Raw genomic sequence first — 17,786 nt, 5'->3', positions numbered from 1 at the left:
GGCATAATACGAATAAAAGTTGTGAGCAGAAATGAAAGCCATAGAAGCCAATTTTGACGGACTGGTGGGGCCAACCCATAACTACGCAGGACTGTCTGCCGGGAATATTGCATCCACTGAACATAAACGACAGGCATCCAATCCCAGACAGGCGGCATTGCAGGGGCTTGCCAAAATGAAAGCCCTGCACGATATGGGTTTTGTGCAGGGCGTTCTGCCACCACAGGCCCGTCCGGATATAGACACTTTGCGTCGTTTAGGTTTTGCCGGAACCGATGCCCGTGTACTGGAAGCTGTAGCCAGACAGGCACCTGAACTTCTGTCTGCCTGCTGTTCAGCTTCCAGCATGTGGACAGCTAATGCCGCAACGGTATCAGCAAGCTTCGACACGCAGGATGGCAAGGTTCACTTTACGCCTGCCAATCTGGTCAGCAAATTCCATCGTTCCATTGAACACAAAAGCACTGCCCGTATTCTTAAAGCGGTGTTTAATGATGGACAATATTTCCAGCATCACCCGGCATTGCCGGGTACCGGTGTACTGGGTGATGAAGGGGCTGCCAACCACACCAGACTGTGCAGCAACTACCACCAACCCGCCATTTCCTTTTTTGTCTTTGGTCGCTACGGCCTGGATGAAACCCGACCTGTTCCCGGGCGCTACCCGGCAAGACAAACCCTGGAAGCCTCCAGAGCCGTGGCAAGACAACACCGGTTAAAAGATGAAGCGGTCGTTTATGCCCAGCAGAATCCGGATGTGATAGACAGTGGCGTGTTTCATAACGATGTAATTGCCGTCGGCAACCAGCATCTGCTGCTCTGCCATGAAAAAGCGTTTCTGGAACAGGCTGAAGTGTATAAAACACTGCAAAAAGCCACTGCAGGCCAGTTGCAGATTGTAGAGGTTCCCGAAAGCCGGATTCGGGTAGAAACGGCTGTGCAAACCTATCTGTTTAACAGCCAGTTACTCAGCCGTGATGATGGCAAGATGATTATGGTCGTTCCTTCTGAATGTGAAAATAACCCGACCGTTTCAAACTATCTCAGCGAACTGGTTAATACCGATAACCCCATCGACCAGATCATGGCGTTTGATCTCAGACAAAGCATGAACAACGGCGGCGGTCCCGCCTGCCTGAGATTAAGGGTGGTATTGAACGAACAGGAGCTGCAGGCGGTTAATCCACACTGTCTGATAACAGATTCTCTGTATTCACAGCTGACTCAGTGGGTTGAAAGCCACTATCGTGATCAGTTAAAAGAGAGCGATTTAGCGGATCCAAAACTTCTTACAGAATCAAGGGAAGCTCTGGACCAGCTGACTCAAATACTTGGGCTTGGTTCCGTTTATTCCTTTCAGAAAAAATAAACACTCAACGTAGCTTTTCTTACTGCAACCCTGAAGCGCTATAAACCACTACTTTTTGATCAATATAACTGACCCGGATTTCCCGGTCTTTATCCCGCCAGATACACTCAAGCCGCCCTAACTGATCACGGCAGGATTCAGGTTTACCCAGAATGCCCTCCACATCTTCAATACTCATACCGGCATCCAGCTGGCTGAAAGCGTCCTGATTGATATGGGTACAACCCGCGACTGACGCAACCACCACCAGCCCAGCCAGAAAGGGTTTCCTGAAATTCATCTATTACGCTCCTGTGTCGGCACTAGAAATGTAGCACTCTTTTTTGTTTTCGCTGGTTAACCTACTCCTCTGGCCCGGGTGGTCGGGGTGGCTGAGGGGGTTGGTCAGTAGCTGGTTCTGGTGGTTGCTCTTTGGGTTTGATGACTCTTTCAATCAGGACGATTCCCCCCGAATAATCCACCTGCATGGATTTCGGTACCGCTTTCAATGCCTGATTCAAATGCTCCTGTATTACTTCACCTTCAGCGTGTTCTTTTCCAAGCTGGCGACTTAACTGAATAAACTTTTGCTGCAGCTCCTGAAACTGTGCTGGCAGCGGTTTAGAACCAGCCTCTCTTGCACACTCGGCATAACTGCGATTGACTGCCTCTCTAACCTCCCTCAACAGCTGTTCCATATCCTGCCCCCGCAACGCTTCTTTGTCAGGAGGAATAATAGAGACCATTCTGTCGTCAATCTCAACTTTAATCACCAATCCCTTTGGTGAGTCATTCGGGGATTTCAGAGCCTCCAGGGCTTCGCCAAGAATTTTCAGTTTCCCGTTCATAACGGCCAGATGATTAACCGCAGTCAACACTTCCTGTCGCTGCCTTAACAACGCCTCAGGTGAATCCGTTTTGCCCATACCTGTTGTTGACGCAACATCCGGCTGCGCTGCGGACATCCTCTCCCGCAAGGACTTTTTAGGCGCTTTGCCAGGCTCCAGTCCTTCCATTTTCGGGCGCCCGTCAGGGGGCGCAACTGAGCCAGCATTGGGCTGTTCTTCTTCCGGCACAGTCTCCTCAGTCAACGATTTGCCTGAAGGTGGGGTGCCAGGCGGAATGCTACGGCTACCTTCCATGGTTGAGGAACCTCCAAAATTTTCCTGCCAGTGTGGTCGGTTCTGGCTCGATCATTTCCAGATCTTTCATGAGTTGTTCTGTTTCTTCCTTTCCCAGCCTTTCCACCGTTAGTTCTCGTATTTCATCTTCTGAACCCTCAACGGGTGCTGGCTGTTTAACATGAATAATTGACTGCCGGTGTTGCAGATCTTCCAGCTGCTTCTGCCAGTCATTATCAGGCTTGCCTTTTTCAGATATCTTACCGCCCACATCTTTGAGCATTTCCTGAATAGTCGACAATCGCTGGTTGCACTCTCCTACATTAAAGCCGGTAAAGGCCGTGTTGTTATATTGCTGGAGCAACTCTTTTGCCATCTTAGTCAAGGCAACAACATCACGACCCTTAAGAGCCTTCTTATCAGGAGGAATCAGTCGTATTGGTTTGTCTTCACCCGGCAACCGAATGATCACTTTAACGCCTTTGAGGGCTCCGGACGGGTTATCCAGGGCGGCAAATGCTTTGCCAAGAACCGTATGCGCCTCAACCTTCTGGTATTTTTCATCGGCTTCGGCCAGCAAGGCTTCCTGCTCAGCCTCCAGCTGTTCCAGAGTATTGTTTTCTCTGGCTTGGCGGGCTTCTTCCAGTTCTCTTTTCTGTTTTTCCTTTGGGCTTTCCGCAGCACTACCCTCCCGGGCAGACTCTGAGGATAGTGAACCGGATAGCTGATTGGGAGGAGGCGTGCCGGGCTGGCTGGCAGAGCGTTCACGAAGTGAAGTGCCAGAGGTCTGGTTTGGTGGAATACCGTCAAGCTGGCGTCTCGGACTGGCTACTCCTGCAACAGAGTTCCCATTGACCCTTCCCGTTACCCCTGCTGCATCAGCAGAACCAGTCCCACCTCCAGACGTTGTGGGAGGAGTCGGAACATTGGAACCCGGAGTTATACCACTGGGCATAGACGTTTACCTGTCAGGTTTTCAACAGGTATTAAATCGGCGGGTTGTCAGAACCCTTCACGAAAAAAGCCGCCATTACTGTCAGTCCCTCCCCTAAGAACCCTACGTGCGAGTTTCCCCGCATACGGCTCAAGCCTCTCTAAGATTTAGAGCCCTTGGGAGACCATTAAGGCACTTTTATGGCCTCTTAAGGTTTTACTGATAAGTCATAATCCAGCAGCTTTTTGCTAGTCACAAGAAACTCCTCAACGCTCACATCCAGCTGGGCAATATCATCTCCTACTGAGATGGTAGGGTTGGTGCTGGGAGTAGCGATGAATTCAATCTTGCTTCCCCCCACTGTTTCTAGTGTCACCTTAGACGTATCTTCTATATCCAGTTTCAACGTCTCACCACGCCCAATTACGAGCTGTTGTTCAAGCCCTGTTCCGATCATCAGTTCCTCCATCTGTCTTCCTGACCAGATGATGAACATCCCAACCTGTACTGCTGTCAACCTTTCCACGGCATACAGGGCATAACCCTTTCTGCTCAGTCCATAGTCTTAGCAACTTTCCACGAGACTTCAGGGATTCCTTTGTCTTTTTGAGCCATCAAGACTCAAAATAGGTTTCCCACTCGAGGTCAAAAGGATTAGCATCGCCCTTGATTTTTGTATGCCGTTTAATCGGTACATCACTGGCGTACACCAAAGATGCCAGTACACCGTTGCCATCTATATCACGGTACACTGCACAGAAACTTCGACTTCGACCACCGACCTTTCTGAAATACTTCTTTCTAATCCAGTTCTTACGGCGGTTGGCGTATCTGCGCCTCGCCCACTGCCAAAGCATCTTCCAAACCGGTAGAAAAATGAACACTCCAGTCCAGCCGGTCGTTGAAGGCTTTCGGCTGGATTCACAAGCTTGTTTAAAAAGGGGTACAGGGGAACTTATTCATTCACCAGTAATCAAAGAGCACAGCTATCAGGAATATAAAATAGTAAAGGAGTACCCTATGTTAAGACCGTCAGAACCTGATCCTATGTTAAGACCGTCAGAACCTAATCCAATGTGTGCCATCTGCCACGAGAATATACCTGAGAATCAGGTTGATACACTCGATTGTGGTCATAAATTTGGAAAAAAATGCATAAGCCGTTGGGTCGAAAAATGCCTCACTAATGGCCCACCCCCGAATTGCCCCATGTGCAGACAGCCCATAAAAACGTCTATACATGAGAGAACATCAATGCGTTTCAGATGTCGAAAGCTACTAGTGAATATCGCAATAGCAACTGCCATTATTTCTTTATTGGCTATTGGGGCGTACGGACAGTATATATGGTCTGATTTCAGATTCAGAAATAATCTATTGACAGTGGACCGGGTACTTTGATAACGGCTCTCAGAAGCGGGGAATCCCATCCAGCGTATCCAGCACATCTTCCAGCTTGGCAATCATCTGTAGGATCAGCTGGTTGTATTTGGATGAATCCTGCTTCTGAGCCTCGCCCCTGAGATGGACACGGGCGCCGTCAATGGTGTATCGCTGTGCGTAAAGGAGACTACGGATCTGCCGTATCAGCAACACATCCTGACGGCGGTAATAGCGGCGGCGTACCGGCTTCAGTTTGGAGAACTCCTGCTCCCAGTAACGCAGGACATGAGATTTCACCTGACACAACTCACTCACTTCACCAATAGTAAAGTAGCGTTTGCCCGGAATAACGGGCAGTTCAGCCTGTTGGCCTGATTCTTCCTGAATGTCGGAATCAGTCGTCCTGAACTCGGTGTCCTGCATAAGCTTCTACCCTAGCCTTCAGTTTCTGACCGGGCCTGAATGTTACGACACGACGTGGCGTGATGGGTATTTCCTGTCCGGTTTTCGGGTTATGAAAGTCAACTCGGGTGACTGCTCCCCCAACTAAAGAGGGTGTCTTAAAAGCCAGGGGGCTTACGGCGAAAATGCTAAGGCGTGGAATATTGGGTCTTCACCCAATACCTGGATACAGGCTCCTCGTGAGAGAAGACCGGTATCCAGACAGTGCTCCGGATACCGGATTTTTCAATGCTGTTTTTTCTGCGGGGTTTGGGTGAGGATGCTTTCGCACCCTCGGGGACGTAGCCCGCTAGGTCAGCTACCTACGCGACTCTCGTCGCACTACATCATGCCGCCCATGCCGCCCATACCACCCATGCCGCCCATATCAGGCATAGCAGGTGCTTCTTCCTTAGGCTCGTCAGCAACCATGGCTTCGGTGGTGATCATCAGACCAGCAACGGAAGCAGCCGCCTGCAGAGCAGAACGGGTTACTTTGGCCGGATCCAGAATACCCATTTCGATCATGTCGCCGTATTCGCCGGTTGCAGCGTTGTAACCGAAGTTACCTTCGCCGGAACGTACCTTGTCAACAACAACAGAAGCTTCGTCACCGGAGTTGGAAGCGATCTGACGGATTGGGCCTTCCAGAGCGCGCAGAACCAGTTCAACACCGGCTTTCTGCTCAGCGTTGATAGCGTCCACTTCGATAGCAGACAGGGCGCGGATCAGGGCTACGCCACCACCAGCAACAACGCCTTCTTCAACCGCAGCGCGGGTAGCGTGCAGAGCGTCTTCTACACGGGCTTTCTTCTCTTTCATTTCGACTTCGGTAGCAGCGCCTACCTTAACAACAGCAACACCGCCAGCCAGCTTGGCTACGCGTTCCTGCAGTTTTTCTTTGTCGTAGTCGGAAGAGGAGTTTTCGATCTCGGCACGGATCTGCTCAACACGGGCAACGATGTCAGCCTGGTTACCAGCACCGTCAACAACGGTGGTGTCTTCCTTGGTGATCGCGATGCGCTTGGCAGAACCCAGATCTTCCAGACTCGTACCTTCCAGGGACAGACCGATCTCTTCAGAGATAACGGTTGCGCCAGTCAGGGTAGCGATATCCTGCAGCATGGCTTTACGGCGGTCGCCAAAACCAGGTGCCTTAACCGCAGATACCTTAACGATACCGCGCATGTTGTTCACTACCAGAGTCGCCAGCGCTTCGCCTTCAACGTCTTCAGCAATGATCAGCAGAGGCTTGCCTGCTTTTGCCACATTTTCCAGTACTGGCAGCAGGTCGCGAATGTTGGAGATCTTCTTGTCAACCAGCAGGATGAACGGATTCTCCAGTTCACAGGTCATGCTTTCCTGGTTGTTGATGAAGTAAGGAGACAGGTAGCCGCGGTCGAACTGCATGCCTTCTACGACGTCCAGTTCGTTTTCCAGACCGGAACCTTCTTCAACGGTAATAACGCCTTCTTTGCCTACTTTTTCCATGGCTTCAGCAATGATCTGACCAACCAGTTCGTCAGAGTTGGCAGAGATAGTACCTACCTGAGCGATAGACTTGCTGTCTTCACAGGGAGTCGCCATGCCTTTCAGCTTGGCTACCACTTCAATAACAGCCTTGTCGATGCCGCGCTTCAGATCCATTGGGTTCATGCCGGCAGCAACGTACTTCAGACCTTCGTTCAGAATGGACTGAGCCAGTACGGTTGCCGTTGTGGTACCGTCACCCGCCTGATCGTTAGCCTGGGAAGCGACTTCCTTAACCAGTTGAGCACCCATGTTCTGGAACTTGTCAGCCAGTTCAATTTCCTTGGCTACGGAAACACCATCTTTAGTGATGGTTGGCGCGCCGAAGGATTTCTCCAGCAGTACGTTACGACCCTTAGGCCCCAGAGTCGCTTTTACAGCGTCAGCCAGAACGTTAACGCCTTCCAGCATTTGCTTGCGAGCTTCGTCGCCGAACTTAACCTGTTTTGCTGCCATGATTGACATCCTTTACGAATTTTTTAAAAACAGTTGTAATCGAACCCCTAAGGGAGTCGCAGACAATCAGTCTTCCAGAACAGCGTAGATTTCGCTTTCGGACAGAATGATCAGCTCTTCGCCGTCGATCTTAACGGTGTCAGAACCAGCGTATTTGCCAAAGATCACTTTGTCGCCAATCTTCACGCCCAGAGGACGAACTTCACCGTTGTCCAGAACAGTTCCGTTACCTACAGCTACCACAACACCCTGGTTTGGTTTCTCTGTAGCGGAACCTGGCAGAACGATGCCGCCAGCAGAGGTAGTTTCTTCTTCTTCACGACGAACGGCCACGCGGTCACGCAACGGACGGATTTTCATCGATGTATCTCTCCAACTGTTTATGCCGAACATTCAGCAGTCAACTTACAATTAAGGCCGGGTGGATTTCTGTTGGTACCCACCCAAACCGAACCTGTTATACGGTGTTACTCTAAGTAGGGATGCGGTTAATCTTTTTCAAGGGGGCAATACTATTTTTTTTCATCTTCCCGTTTGAAGTCCCCGTCGAAGGTATTGTGCAGCCCACGCCCGGGGTCAATATCTTCACGGTAATACTGGCCTTCGAAGGTGGTCGAAGACTGGTGTACCTGCCAGCGACCACTGGCAATCATTTTCTTCAAAAGGTACTTACGTACTGGTGGAATCAGCAGGGCGATCCCGAAAAAGTCAGACACAAAGCCAGGGAACATCATAAACAGACCGCCAATGGCAATCATGAATCCTTCCACCATTTCTGTCGCAGGCATCTCCCCATGTGCCATACGTTCACGGGCTCTCAGCATAGTACTGAATCCCTGCTGGCGTAAAACCGCCATACCAATAATTGCCCCTAAAATAATCAGTGCAACCGCATTCAGTCCCCCGATAGCGCTGCCAACTTCAATCAGCACCAGCATTTCAATAACGGGGAACAGCAAAAATAACCAGACTGGGAATCGCATGGATGACTCCGGATTTATAAGTACTTTCTATCTGGAGGCATATAGTAGAAATACAAGGGAGGATTACAAAATCTTTGCTTTGGGCAGGTCATACATCATCAATACTTCTGGCTGAACAAGTGGTGATTATTTTCTGGCTCTCAGCATTACATCAAACTCATTAACTACCGCACACCAGTCTGAGTCCTGATCATGGCTTTCCCTGAGAAACTGTTTTTGTGCTGGCTGCCAGAAATCGGCTTCAAAAATAGACTGCTGTTCTGTCAGTGAATGCTCAGCAATAAATTGCTCGATGTATTCTGGTGTATTGTTCAGCCCCAGCTGGCTGAACAAACTCTTCAGGTCATGCTGGAAGGTTTCCATGCTTTTCTCCGCATTCGCTCATATTTACTCCAGTATACATCCTGAAAAGATCCAGTATATAAAGAGTCAGCAGGGTTGAAAAACAACATTAACCCTGCCTTTTACAGCCATCAATAAACTCTGTATTCTGCCGTCCAGCTGAAACTTTCGCCAACCGGCACATTCACTTCAAGAAAATTTTCCGGTGAGAGTGATCTGTCGTTCGCCCAGACCACCAGCCTGCTCAGGGGCTGGTCTACCTGAACCTTTATCCCCCGGTTCAGGCCATTATGATGAATACGAAACTGATGGTCATCCGCCGTTCTGGCAAAACCTGTCAGAGGAACAAACAACCGGTCTTCATCGCTGATGGGTTCGATTATCTGAAGACTGTCGTCTTGTAATTCAATGCGTGACTCTTCTATTTGTTTAGCAGGAGAGAACGGGAAAAACACCTGATATTGTTCATCAACAGTCTGGTCGTCAATCACAAAGAAGTGATGATTGAACACAGTGGTCTCAATTGCCTTTTCACCCGTATTTTCCAGTTGATGAGCCATGGAGAACCCCTGCTCATTCAGGGTGACGGTTTTTCTGTAACGATAACCATAGCCCGTGTCATCCTGCAATGTCTGAACAAACTGAACAGTGTCGTCAGTGGATTCGACCTGCCACTCGCCATGGTCAAGAATCTGGTATGGGTTGATGAAGTTAAAACTTTTCTCGTTTTCGGGTTTTTCCAGAACACCGATGCCGATGCGAACAAAGGTATCAGACTCACCATAGCCCAGGTTGCCAAAAATCTGGGCAGGCCCGTTAACACTGAAATGCATCTCCGGGTTATGTACCGGCTCTGAGCGCCAGCGGCCAAAATACTCAATCTCTTCAAACTGAAATGAGTGGATCAGGCCAGACCAGTCAAAACGAGTGGAACGGTATGAGCCTTTTTCAATATCAGGCAGATAAACTGCCACTTTAACGGTGTCGTTTTCCAGTCGAACTTCAGGAAAGCTGACAGCCAACACACCTGCACTCACCAATGATAAACAACCACACAGTAGCCGAAAGGCTTTCATTCTTCTTCCTTTATTCTATTACCGGGAAACGGGAGGGAGCATAACAGAAAGAGTTAACAGGCAATTGCATCGGGATCAATATTTCAGAGAGACACCATCGCTTCATTAAGTAAAGTTGCAGAAACACTGAGTATCTACCAAGCTTTGTGCAGCTGGTTTCCGGTTGGCGAGAACATGGCTATGCGTCACGGTGAAGCCAGTGTGACAACAGTAAACCTCATGCCGGATACTGAATTTGGCTTTACATAGAAACACATTGGCAGAAATACATTGAGAGCCAAATGCAAGGCTTTGGAGTACACCAGAGTAGCCGGGGGAGTCTGTACAACAAAACGAATCAGCTAATGACTGAGGGTATTTCTATTCTCTGACAGGTAAGTGCGTCCGGAGAGTAGGTGTTTATGATCTATCAGAGGTTTTGTAAGAAAATCATGCATTCACCAACAACCTTTTCAAAATCGAAAGGATGCTGCATTCACCTAGGTCGCCTGGCTCCTCTGGGGATTTTTCTACTGTTTCTGGCTATGTCCTTCTGTGTCGGACGGACTATGACACCGATATCTCAGGTTCAGGAACAGGTGCTGCCTCAGGAAATAGCCCCGGATGGTTCTAGGTTTGTCCACTTTCAGGACCAGGACATTTCACTGTCAGAAATTACCCCCTATTATCAAAGCCCGCTGCACCCTTCTAACCTTAACAAGCTGACTTTGAAGCAGGAACTTCCTGAGCAGGACCTGGCCAGGCGGATAGGCTCCGACGGCAGGCCTCAGGTGTTAAAACTGAGTGTTGTTCGTCACTGGGGAGGCTGGTCACTGTTGCCAGCCCTGACCGCCATTATTCTTTGTTTCATGCTCAAAGAACCCCTGACAGCTCTACTTGGGGGATTGCTTGTTGGGGGAATGCTGATCGGTCAGTACGATGTTACCCGGTTGTTGGTAAACAGCATCGGGCAGCCGGGTTCTGCAATTCTGTTGATTTTGTACCTCTGGCTGCTGGGTGGGCTGAGTGGTATCTGGGGAAAAACCGGTGCTGCCCAGGCCTTTGCCCGTTTTCTGTCGAGACATTGCGTCAAAGGACCTGTTTCAGCAAAGTTAGTGACCTGGACACTGGGTATCCTGATGTTCCAGGGAGGGACCATTTCTGCCGTACTGGTGGGTACCACCGTGACACCCGTTGCTGACCAGGAAAAGATATCAAAAGAGGAACTGTCGTATATTGTAGACTCCACTTCCTCCCCTGTCGCGGTGTTACTAGCCTTTAATGCCTGGCCAGGGTTTGTACAACCTTTACTGATTGTCAGTGGTGTTAGCTTTCTGGCCACAGAATCCGATCGCCTGAAGTTCTTTTTCCAGTGCCTGCCTCTGTCGTTTTACGCTATTTTGGCGGTTATGGGGACTTTTCTGTTATCAATCGACAAGGCTCCCTTTATTGGGCGGCAAATGAAAAAGGCAATTAAACGGGCTCGATCGACAGGGCAGTTATCAGCACTGGGCAGTCGTCCGCTCGCGTCCCGTGAAATTGATAACTCTTCGGGGGACTATCAGCCATGGGTACTGGAATTTGTGCTCCCGCTGGGCGTATTGATCGGCACTGCACTGGTGACTTTCTGGTTGCGTGGTGCCCCACAGATTCTCTGGGCTTTTTCTGCTGCCTTTGTATTGGCCGGGGGCATTGCCCTGATGAGAGGCATGAGCCTCAATGACCTGATGGGCGGTGTAGTGGAAGGTCTGGAATCGGTGGTACTCGGCTCTGTCATTATTTTGCTCGCCGTCACCATGGGGCATATGAGTCAGCAGACGGGAGGAGGAGCTTTTCTTGTCAGCTTATTATCAGAACGTTTGCTGAGTGTTTACTGGCTGCTGCCAGCCCTGTTATTTGGATTAAGTATTGTGGTTGCCTTTTCCACAGGTACCAGCCTGGGAACCTATGCCGTTGTTTACCCTCTGGCAATGCCTCTGGCCTGGAGCCTGACCCTGGGTCTTGGATTAGAAGAAAGCAGTGCCTGGCTTTTTATGGCACTGTGTTTTGCCTGTGTGCTGAATGGCGCAGTGTTTGGTGACCAGACTTCACCCATTTCAGATACCACAATTTTATCGGCACTGTGTACGGGGTGTGATCTGATGGATCATGTCAGAACTCAGCTACCCCAGGCCATGGCTATGGCGGCTATAGCCACTGTATTGTGGACACTGCTCGCATTTTTTGGGTGTCCACAGCCGTAAACACTCACCAATCGCTTAACGGTACCTATCTTGATTTGATGAACTTCAGTTGATGGAGCAGATAAACACTCAGAACTTATACTTCATAGCGGCTGAATAACTGTTATAGGTGTAGTCTAATTTTTTGCCCAGCTCATAACCAGCAAAGAATGTGAAACGGTCATCCCGATGATAAACGACCCCCAGTGAAGCCTGATAGCTTGTCCGGACTGGGTCACCACCTCTGGAGACGAAAGAATCTGCACCGCCGCCAGTGAATTGAGCCGTTGTCTCTATACGCTGTCCCTTGAGGTCATGCCACACCATGGTTCTTACGTAGGGTTCTATTTCACCTTTAGCCACTGCAAATGTTTTACTTACAGTGATGCCAGTTCCCACTTCTATTCGCTGATATTTCTGATCCTCGACGGACTGCGCGAGGTCAATACTACCAGGGTCCTTTTCCTTATATTTGTCAGTCCGAACCATTTCATAGTTGAAGCCGACCATTGGCTGAAGGTCTATACCACGATATGAAAGGTTATAGCCTCCAAGCACTCTCAGTCCATAGTGCTGGCTATTAAAATCAGCGATTAAGGGCAAGCCTGAAAAGCCCTGAACATCAATATAACGGTGTCGCTTATGCGAACTCTGTCCATAGTTGAGTACCGAGTCAATAAAACGGTTTTCATGCTCCCATCGGCTGTAGGCACTGAACTGGTAATTCTTTATACGACTGGTATCGCTGACACCGTCTTTTTCAACATAAGCATTTACCAGTGTGACGGCTCCCCCAAAGGTATAATCTTCCTTTGAAGACTCTATACCCAGTGTGAACCCCTCAAGACTGGCATCATAGCCAAATATCTTACCACCCGTGGTATTTTTGCGGCTGTTCTGCTTTATATCTGCGCCTATAGCCTGAAGCCAGAAACCATCTGCTGATATTCCATCACCGTACGCCACACCCGTTTTAGCAGCCCCCTGACGAGGCGCAGACAGGCGACGCAAAACCTGGGTAATCGCACTGTTCATTAAAGTGATGTTCACTTCCTGAGTAATATCTGCGTTATTGACTCTGTTCTCGGAAGCAAATTCAGCCATATCTTCAGCAGTGCGGATGGGCAGAAGTCGGGCATAAAGATTTGAAAAGCCTGATGGTACGAAAGAATCGCCTGAAGACCCACCTGAAGATCCGCCTGAAGACCCGCCCGAAGAATCAGTTTTTAAATTCTCAAGAATAGTCGTTAACACTTCTGCACTGGATTGGCCGGTATTGAGGTCTTTAACAACCTCAGTAATACTTTTTGGAGAAATAGAAACAGTGACTACACCATCCTGGTAAAATTTATTATAAATTTTATGTAAAAAGGGTGTTCCGATAAAAGCATCAACACTATCCGCAGCCGCCGTTAATTCTACATTATCAGCCTGGAAGACTTTAACATTATCCAGCACCCGGTTATTGTCGTAATCGTCTTTAGACATGACGACATATATTTCAGCATCTTTATCAAGCGTTATATCACCCGCCACTTTCAAAGCCGGATCATTTAAATCATCGACGCCAACAAGTACCTCCATATAGCTATAGCCGATCAGTGAAATATCGCCGGATACCTTCTGTTGCCCTTCGGAATCTGGTTTGGCAAAAGAAACACCGCCTCTGACATCCATTCTGTTACTTCCGATTACATCATTGGTCAGTACGACAGCGGAAGTAGTATTGATCTGGATGTCCTCAAAGCCTTCAATAGTACCATCAATCGTACCACCGTTTAAATTCAGAAGATCATCAGCAGAGGAAGGACCTTTAATATTACCTTCAATAAGACCTGATTCGACAATAACGTTACCAGCTCCCATCCCTTCCGACAGGTCAATGGCATAACCGCCTGTTGTTTTTATCTCACCTCTGATGACCAGACTCGGCAAGTAACCATTTTCCGTTGTTTTGATCAGGGTGTTATTACCTGTCAGACGGCCTTTAGAACCAACTATCACTGCTCCACCTGACAGGATGTCTTTGATGTGAACGGCAATGCCCTGATCAACACTGACCAAGTCATTTAATAATATTTCACCTATTTTAATCGTGCCTGCTGTTGATTGTGTGTCACTGATAAGCAAACCATCAATGTTGCCACTGCTGTGAACAGCAGACGAGAAAAAATAGCCAGGCTCAAGAATGATAGAGTAGGTATCAGTACTGGATTTTAATAAAATCGCAGCGATACCAGCCGTGGAGTCGTTAACGATCCGTGCGCCTGTGATAAAAAAGCGCCCTTCTCCTTTAACATCAATGATGTAGTTATATTGATCTGTATCTTCAGCATAAACATCGGTAGGTACCTTAGAGTCGCCATCGGTGCTAATGATTGTTGTACTGCCATAGGCAGATGGCTGCAGGACTGCGGCGGTTGCAGATACAAAAGCGGATAATAGAAGTGGCGTTATCTTGTGCATTGCAACGATCACATTGGATAAATATTAATCATCAGGTCGGCCTGTCAGGCAGAATCTTTATGACACATATAAAAAAATCGCCTTCCGGAATAGAAGGCGATTTTTCAGGCTGGTTTAAAGTGAATGAATCGCTTAGTTAAGAGCCCCAAGCTGTCGGGTCAACTCATCCATTCTTGCTCGCATAGCTGCTTGCGTTTCGTCCTTTTCAGCAATCAGGTTGGCTCTTTCCTGCCGTTTTTCATTTAGACGCTGTTCTGCTTCCGCAATCTTCTGCGCATTGTCGCCAAGCTTCTCAACCACTTTATGTGTTGCCATCAATGAAACTACATCTGGGTTAGTGAGCAAACCAGTTTGCTCATCGACACGGTCTTGAAGCTGTTTTTTCTCATTATCAAGCTGCCGAATGGCATCATGAAGAGCAACTCGTTCATTGTTCAGTTGATCCAAAATAACAGCTCTTTCCTCAGTTATTTTTCCTTTTTCCGCAGTAACTTTGGCATTCTCTTCCGTCAACCTTACAGCTTCTTCCTGACTTCTTTGAAGGGTGCCTTTATCAGCTCTGGCCTGATCTATATTTGTTTTCATACTTTCAAGCTCAGCGACCTGAGAGCGGGTCTGGCTTGTATTCGAAACATTGCGGTAAACCATATGTGCCAAACCTGTTGCAGCATAAACGCCCAGCTGTGCGCCAGTAACATAGGGTGCAAGCACAAAGGAAGAACCTGCCACTAATAATGTTTTACCGAGATTCCAAAGGCTGAAGCAGCTACGATTTAGAATTGCCTTACGTCCATTGATGGCTTCGTTCAGCTTTTCTGATCGCTGTCCCAGTGAGTTGATCGCTTCTTCCGGTGTTTGCTCTGCAGCATCAGTCATTACCTTCTGCTGTAATTGTTTCTGTCTGCTCAGCTCTCTTCCACAGGAATAGCTCGTGAATTGATTTTCCAGATAAGGCACTGCAAACGGTAGTGCAGCAACCGTCATTACCGCTGCGCTCATACCTGTTCTCTGTGATGGAACAAATGCAGACTGCAATGATTCAGGAGCATTCTTTCTTACTTTCTCACCAAAGGCTGTCGAGATACGTTGCAGATCCGAAAATCCTTTTTCGGCTGCAGGTACATAGTCTGTAACAGTTCTACTGTAAAGAGTCGCAGCTGTATTCTTTAACGTTTCATAACAGCTTGAGCCATTGTTGTACAAGTAGTTTTTTGCACCAGCATAAGAGACATTTCCCATTACACTGTTATAGGCATTAGTACCACTATCACAAACGCTCTGGCTAAAACTGGCTATCTTATTATAAGCATCAGCGCCATAACCAGTTATAACATTTACCATATTCAGTGATTCCATATTAATTTCCTTCCCTGTTTAATTAAATTCAGATACCCATTGAAATGGACGCATGAACTAATAGATACCTCCCAGATTAATTAGTTCATTAATTTGAAATTAAAAAAACGAGTTTATTATGATTTAAAACAGAACCGACTATTGGAAAAAATAGGAGAATCCCTTGATTTAAAGGCTTTATGATCTAAGGATATATTTTGAAAGCTGTATTTATTATTAAATACAGCTTTTTTATTTCAAGTTATTATCTAAAGGCTATCAATTTAATTAAGCAGCCCGCGCCATATCGACCAGCGTTTTTCTGACCGCCATGGGCTCTTCAACCGAAGCAGGAAAAGGAATACGTACCAGCTTATCGCCAAGTAACAGATGCATACCCTCGCTGTCTACGCCCGCCATTCTGGGGGAAAGACCTTCAGGAATAACAATGCCTGCATTAACGCAGTACTTCACCATGGCATCCACATGATCTTCATTCATGTGGTTCACCATGCCATTCTCTGTCTGGCCATAAAACGGGTTGGCTTTTGTCATCAGGTCATTTTTAACCCAGAAGATCTTTCCAAAGCCTCCAATAAAGCGGGCTCGCACCAGATTGATACGATAAAAGTCAAAGTCATGGGTTTTATGGTAATCCCTGGACTGAGGAAAAAAAGCATAGTAACGCTCTGCCTGCTGTTCGTAATCCTCTATTTTTTCAGCATCACCGAGCCAGGTCAGCCGCCCACCTTTATGCACATCATTAATACCGGTTTCACTGATAATCAGCGATACCTTGGGGTTTTCCTGAATATTTCTGGTGTGCTGGGCAATTCGGCTGATCAAAATAACAGGCTGTCCGTTTTCATCCAGACAATACGGCATGACTGAACCAAAAGGATAGCCTGGTACATCGTGGGAGTGGGTAGAAAGAATACCGTGGTATTCATTCAGCAATAATTCGCGGGCAGCCCCGGCGGCTTCCATTTTATTATCCATTATTAACCTCGAATATTGGCTTGACCATGAAGCATCAGTCATGGCTGCTTTTGATTATTATCGGTGCTGGTCATTATATACAAATGCGACTGATTATCAATAACAACTACCAGTTATAGCCAATACCGAACTTCAATTGCGAGTCGAGTTTTTTCTCATCTTCACCGGGTTGACTGTCAAAGTCGAATATCTGGGTCACATTGAACGAAAGGTTATCAGTCATTTTGTAGCGAACACCGTGTTCACCATCCCAGATCCACTGTCTCTGGCTCTGAATCCGGTAATACAGGCCACTGTCAACAAAGTATTCCAGGTCATTCATCAGGTATCGCCTGTGAAACATCTTCCAGCCCACTGCAAGATTCTGCTGCTTGCCTTCGCGGTCATAGGTTTCCCAGATCTGGGTGAGTCCCAGACTGTTCAACAACGCTTCAGTGGTCGTTTCACGGACTCTGTAACCAATAAAACCACCGGCATTGGAGCGACTGCGAAGGTTTTCACGTGAATGATAACGTTTTTTGGACGAGGCATTGGCAAACCAGTGTTCGGTAAAATAACGACTGTAGTCGTACTCCACTTCCCAGATATCTTTCTTCCAGATACCTTCGTTTTTTCGCTCTACGTCTACATTCCACTTCAGCCGGTTCTTGTTCCACTGGTCATCCAGATGCATCTGTCCGTTCATACGGTAGCGGGATTCAATGTCGTTGCCGCTCTTGTTTTCCAGATTGACATCAAAATTGCCTCTAAACTCCCAGTTGTCGTCCAGCACCGGTTCCGACTGAGCCATACTGGCAACGGGCCAGGCAGCAGAAAACCGCCGTTCATAGCCATCTTCATCGACAATAAGCAGATCATCGCCGCTGCTGTGCAGTTCCCTGAGCTGTGCCTTGTTTTCGCCAATCAGGTTAATCCACAAAGGATTATCGGTCTTGACCGAACGGACATGTCGCCAGTTAACACTCAGTTCGCCGGCATAAACAGTTTTCAGCTTCAATATTCCAGCATCCAGACCAACCACTTCCCCTGACAGAACATCACCGTTTTCCAACCAGATGGTATCAGCCCGGCCAGTACCCACAAACACAGGGAGCAGCAAAGCACAGCCTTTAAGGCAGTTCATCAGAAACCTGAAAAAAACGATGGGATAACGGCCCCGGAACAGCTGGAG

General features: G+C 47.9%; 18 protein-coding genes and 1 pseudogene. 3 read left to right on the top strand and 16 right to left on the bottom strand.

The annotated features are described in order from the left end of the window. The first annotated feature begins 31 nt into the window (after positions 1 to 31). Positions 32 to 1,369, top strand: a complete 1,338-nt coding sequence (gene astB, locus V5J35_RS16475) for an N-succinylarginine dihydrolase (RefSeq protein WP_354008190.1) — start codon at positions 32 to 34, stop codon at positions 1,367 to 1,369. A 19-nt stretch (positions 1,370 to 1,388) separates the two neighbouring features. On the opposite strand, the gene V5J35_RS16470 is transcribed toward astB, so the two are convergent. The 5 genes from V5J35_RS16470 to V5J35_RS16450 all read right to left on the bottom strand — a co-directional run bounded on the left by V5J35_RS16470 (position 1,389) and on the right by V5J35_RS16450 (position 4,260). Continuing rightward, a complete protein-coding gene (locus V5J35_RS16470; RefSeq protein ID WP_354008189.1) occupies positions 1,389 to 1,649 on the bottom strand; it encodes a hypothetical protein in 261 nt (86 codons plus the stop codon). A gap of 61 nt (positions 1,650 to 1,710) precedes the next feature. Then, positions 1,711 to 2,490 (bottom strand): hypothetical protein, encoded by a 780-nt coding sequence (locus tag V5J35_RS16465; protein WP_354008188.1) that lies wholly within the window; start codon positions 2,488 to 2,490, stop codon positions 1,711 to 1,713. Continuing rightward, on the bottom strand, positions 2,480 to 3,424 hold the full coding sequence (locus V5J35_RS16460; RefSeq protein ID WP_354008187.1) for a hypothetical protein: 945 nt from the start codon (positions 3,422 to 3,424) through the stop codon (positions 2,480 to 2,482). The genes V5J35_RS16465 and V5J35_RS16460 overlap by 11 nt, the downstream gene beginning before the upstream one ends. 187 nt (positions 3,425 to 3,611) lie before the next feature. Continuing rightward, positions 3,612 to 3,872 (bottom strand): hypothetical protein, encoded by a 261-nt coding sequence (locus V5J35_RS16455; protein ID WP_354008186.1) that lies wholly within the window; start codon positions 3,870 to 3,872, stop codon positions 3,612 to 3,614. A 145-nt stretch (positions 3,873 to 4,017) separates the two neighbouring features. Then, the gene (locus V5J35_RS16450) at positions 4,018 to 4,260 is read right to left on the bottom strand and encodes a hypothetical protein (RefSeq protein WP_354008185.1); all 243 of its coding nucleotides are present in this window, start codon (positions 4,258 to 4,260) and stop codon (positions 4,018 to 4,020) included. 19 nt (positions 4,261 to 4,279) lie between these two features. Between V5J35_RS16450 and V5J35_RS16445 the strand changes: the two genes are divergently transcribed. Further along, positions 4,280 to 4,804: an RING finger domain-containing protein gene (locus V5J35_RS16445; RefSeq protein WP_354008184.1), complete on the top strand. Its 525-nt coding sequence runs from the start codon at positions 4,280 to 4,282 to the stop codon at positions 4,802 to 4,804. 9 nt (positions 4,805 to 4,813) lie between these two features. On the opposite strand, the gene V5J35_RS16440 is transcribed toward V5J35_RS16445, so the two are convergent. The 7 genes and pseudogenes from V5J35_RS16440 to V5J35_RS16410 form a co-directional block, all read right to left on the bottom strand. Then, entirely contained in the window at positions 4,814 to 5,209 is a 396-nt protein-coding gene (locus V5J35_RS16440) for a MerR family transcriptional regulator (protein ID WP_354008183.1), read from the bottom strand. Next, a pseudogene (locus V5J35_RS16435) lies at positions 5,181 to 5,300 on the bottom strand (HU family DNA-binding protein); the annotation flags it as partial. The pseudogene V5J35_RS16435 and the gene V5J35_RS16440, both read right to left, overlap by 29 nt. A 269-nt stretch (positions 5,301 to 5,569) precedes the next feature. After that, on the bottom strand, positions 5,570 to 7,213 hold the full coding sequence (groL, locus tag V5J35_RS16430) for a chaperonin GroEL (RefSeq protein WP_354008182.1): 1,644 nt from the start codon (positions 7,211 to 7,213) through the stop codon (positions 5,570 to 5,572). A gap of 66 nt (positions 7,214 to 7,279) precedes the next feature. Then, on the bottom strand, positions 7,280 to 7,573 hold the full coding sequence (locus tag V5J35_RS16425) for a co-chaperone GroES (RefSeq protein WP_262564089.1): 294 nt from the start codon (positions 7,571 to 7,573) through the stop codon (positions 7,280 to 7,282). Positions 7,574 to 7,725: 152 nt separating this feature from the next. Beyond that, positions 7,726 to 8,196 (bottom strand): FxsA family protein, encoded by a 471-nt coding sequence (locus V5J35_RS16420; RefSeq protein ID WP_354008181.1) that lies wholly within the window; start codon positions 8,194 to 8,196, stop codon positions 7,726 to 7,728. Positions 8,197 to 8,322: 126 nt separating this feature from the next. Further along, complete coding sequence (locus tag V5J35_RS16415; RefSeq protein WP_354008180.1) at positions 8,323 to 8,559, bottom strand: DUF2789 family protein; 237 nt, start codon at positions 8,557 to 8,559, stop codon at positions 8,323 to 8,325. Positions 8,560 to 8,669: 110 nt separating this feature from the next. After that, on the bottom strand, positions 8,670 to 9,614 hold the full coding sequence (locus tag V5J35_RS16410) for a hypothetical protein (protein ID WP_354008179.1): 945 nt from the start codon (positions 9,612 to 9,614) through the stop codon (positions 8,670 to 8,672). Between the two features lie 548 nt (positions 9,615 to 10,162). Between V5J35_RS16410 and V5J35_RS16405 the strand changes: the two genes are divergently transcribed. Further along, positions 10,163 to 11,836, top strand: coding sequence for a Na+/H+ antiporter NhaC family protein (locus V5J35_RS16405; RefSeq protein WP_354008178.1), 1,674 nt, complete (start codon positions 10,163 to 10,165; stop codon positions 11,834 to 11,836). Positions 11,837 to 11,905: 69 nt separating this feature from the next. Here V5J35_RS16405 and V5J35_RS16400 read toward each other — a convergent pair whose 3' ends face one another. From V5J35_RS16400 to V5J35_RS16385, 4 genes are all read right to left on the bottom strand, one after another. Then, positions 11,906 to 14,281 (bottom strand): autotransporter family protein, encoded by a 2,376-nt coding sequence (locus V5J35_RS16400; RefSeq protein WP_354008177.1) that lies wholly within the window; start codon positions 14,279 to 14,281, stop codon positions 11,906 to 11,908. Between the two features lie 132 nt (positions 14,282 to 14,413). Continuing rightward, positions 14,414 to 15,637 carry a hypothetical protein gene (locus V5J35_RS16395; RefSeq protein WP_354008176.1) on the bottom strand — a complete coding sequence of 408 codons (1,224 nt, stop codon included), beginning with the start codon at positions 15,635 to 15,637 and terminating at the stop codon, positions 14,414 to 14,416. Between the two features lie 267 nt (positions 15,638 to 15,904). Further along, positions 15,905 to 16,615, bottom strand: a complete 711-nt coding sequence (locus tag V5J35_RS16390; RefSeq protein WP_354008175.1) for a HugZ family pyridoxamine 5'-phosphate oxidase — start codon at positions 16,613 to 16,615, stop codon at positions 15,905 to 15,907. A gap of 106 nt (positions 16,616 to 16,721) precedes the next feature. After that, positions 16,722 to 17,738: a DUF481 domain-containing protein gene (locus tag V5J35_RS16385; RefSeq protein ID WP_354008174.1), complete on the bottom strand. Its 1,017-nt coding sequence runs from the start codon at positions 17,736 to 17,738 to the stop codon at positions 16,722 to 16,724. Positions 17,739 to 17,786: the final 48 nt, after the last annotated feature.

The sequence above is a fragment of the Endozoicomonas sp. NE40 genome, from assembly GCF_040549045.1.
Classification (GTDB): Bacteria; Pseudomonadota; Gammaproteobacteria; order Pseudomonadales; family Endozoicomonadaceae; genus Endozoicomonas_A; species Endozoicomonas_A lisbonensis.
This window is presented reverse-complemented; position numbering and strand designations above follow the sequence as displayed.

What these genes read in the sequence shown, in the direction of transcription:
- astB (WP_354008190.1), top strand. Translation starts at nt 32, where the DNA reads ATGAAAGCCATAGAAGCCAATTTTGACGGACTGGTGGGGCCAACCCAT.
- V5J35_RS16470 (WP_354008189.1), bottom strand. Translation starts at nt 1,649, where the DNA reads ATGAATTTCAGGAAACCCTTTCTGGCTGGGCTGGTGGTGGTTGCGTCA.
- V5J35_RS16465 (WP_354008188.1), bottom strand. Translation starts at nt 2,490, where the DNA reads ATGGAAGGTAGCCGTAGCATTCCGCCTGGCACCCCACCTTCAGGCAAA.
- V5J35_RS16460 (WP_354008187.1), bottom strand. Translation starts at nt 3,424, where the DNA reads ATGCCCAGTGGTATAACTCCGGGTTCCAATGTTCCGACTCCTCCCACA.
- V5J35_RS16455 (WP_354008186.1), bottom strand. Translation starts at nt 3,872, where the DNA reads ATGGAGGAACTGATGATCGGAACAGGGCTTGAACAACAGCTCGTAATT.
- V5J35_RS16450 (WP_354008185.1), bottom strand. Translation starts at nt 4,260, where the DNA reads ATGCTTTGGCAGTGGGCGAGGCGCAGATACGCCAACCGCCGTAAGAAC.
- V5J35_RS16445 (WP_354008184.1), top strand. Translation starts at nt 4,280, where the DNA reads ATGAACACTCCAGTCCAGCCGGTCGTTGAAGGCTTTCGGCTGGATTCA.
- V5J35_RS16440 (WP_354008183.1), bottom strand. Translation starts at nt 5,209, where the DNA reads ATGCAGGACACCGAGTTCAGGACGACTGATTCCGACATTCAGGAAGAA.
- groL (WP_354008182.1), bottom strand. Translation starts at nt 7,213, where the DNA reads ATGGCAGCAAAACAGGTTAAGTTCGGCGACGAAGCTCGCAAGCAAATG.
- V5J35_RS16425 (WP_262564089.1), bottom strand. Translation starts at nt 7,573, where the DNA reads ATGAAAATCCGTCCGTTGCGTGACCGCGTGGCCGTTCGTCGTGAAGAA.
- V5J35_RS16420 (WP_354008181.1), bottom strand. Translation starts at nt 8,196, where the DNA reads ATGCGATTCCCAGTCTGGTTATTTTTGCTGTTCCCCGTTATTGAAATG.
- V5J35_RS16415 (WP_354008180.1), bottom strand. Translation starts at nt 8,559, where the DNA reads ATGGAAACCTTCCAGCATGACCTGAAGAGTTTGTTCAGCCAGCTGGGG.
- V5J35_RS16410 (WP_354008179.1), bottom strand. Translation starts at nt 9,614, where the DNA reads ATGAAAGCCTTTCGGCTACTGTGTGGTTGTTTATCATTGGTGAGTGCA.
- V5J35_RS16405 (WP_354008178.1), top strand. Translation starts at nt 10,163, where the DNA reads ATGACACCGATATCTCAGGTTCAGGAACAGGTGCTGCCTCAGGAAATA.
- V5J35_RS16400 (WP_354008177.1), bottom strand. Translation starts at nt 14,281, where the DNA reads ATGCACAAGATAACGCCACTTCTATTATCCGCTTTTGTATCTGCAACC.
- V5J35_RS16395 (WP_354008176.1), bottom strand. Translation starts at nt 15,637, where the DNA reads ATGGAATCACTGAATATGGTAAATGTTATAACTGGTTATGGCGCTGAT.
- V5J35_RS16390 (WP_354008175.1), bottom strand. Translation starts at nt 16,615, where the DNA reads ATGGATAATAAAATGGAAGCCGCCGGGGCTGCCCGCGAATTATTGCTG.
- V5J35_RS16385 (WP_354008174.1), bottom strand. Translation starts at nt 17,738, where the DNA reads ATGAACTGCCTTAAAGGCTGTGCTTTGCTGCTCCCTGTGTTTGTGGGT.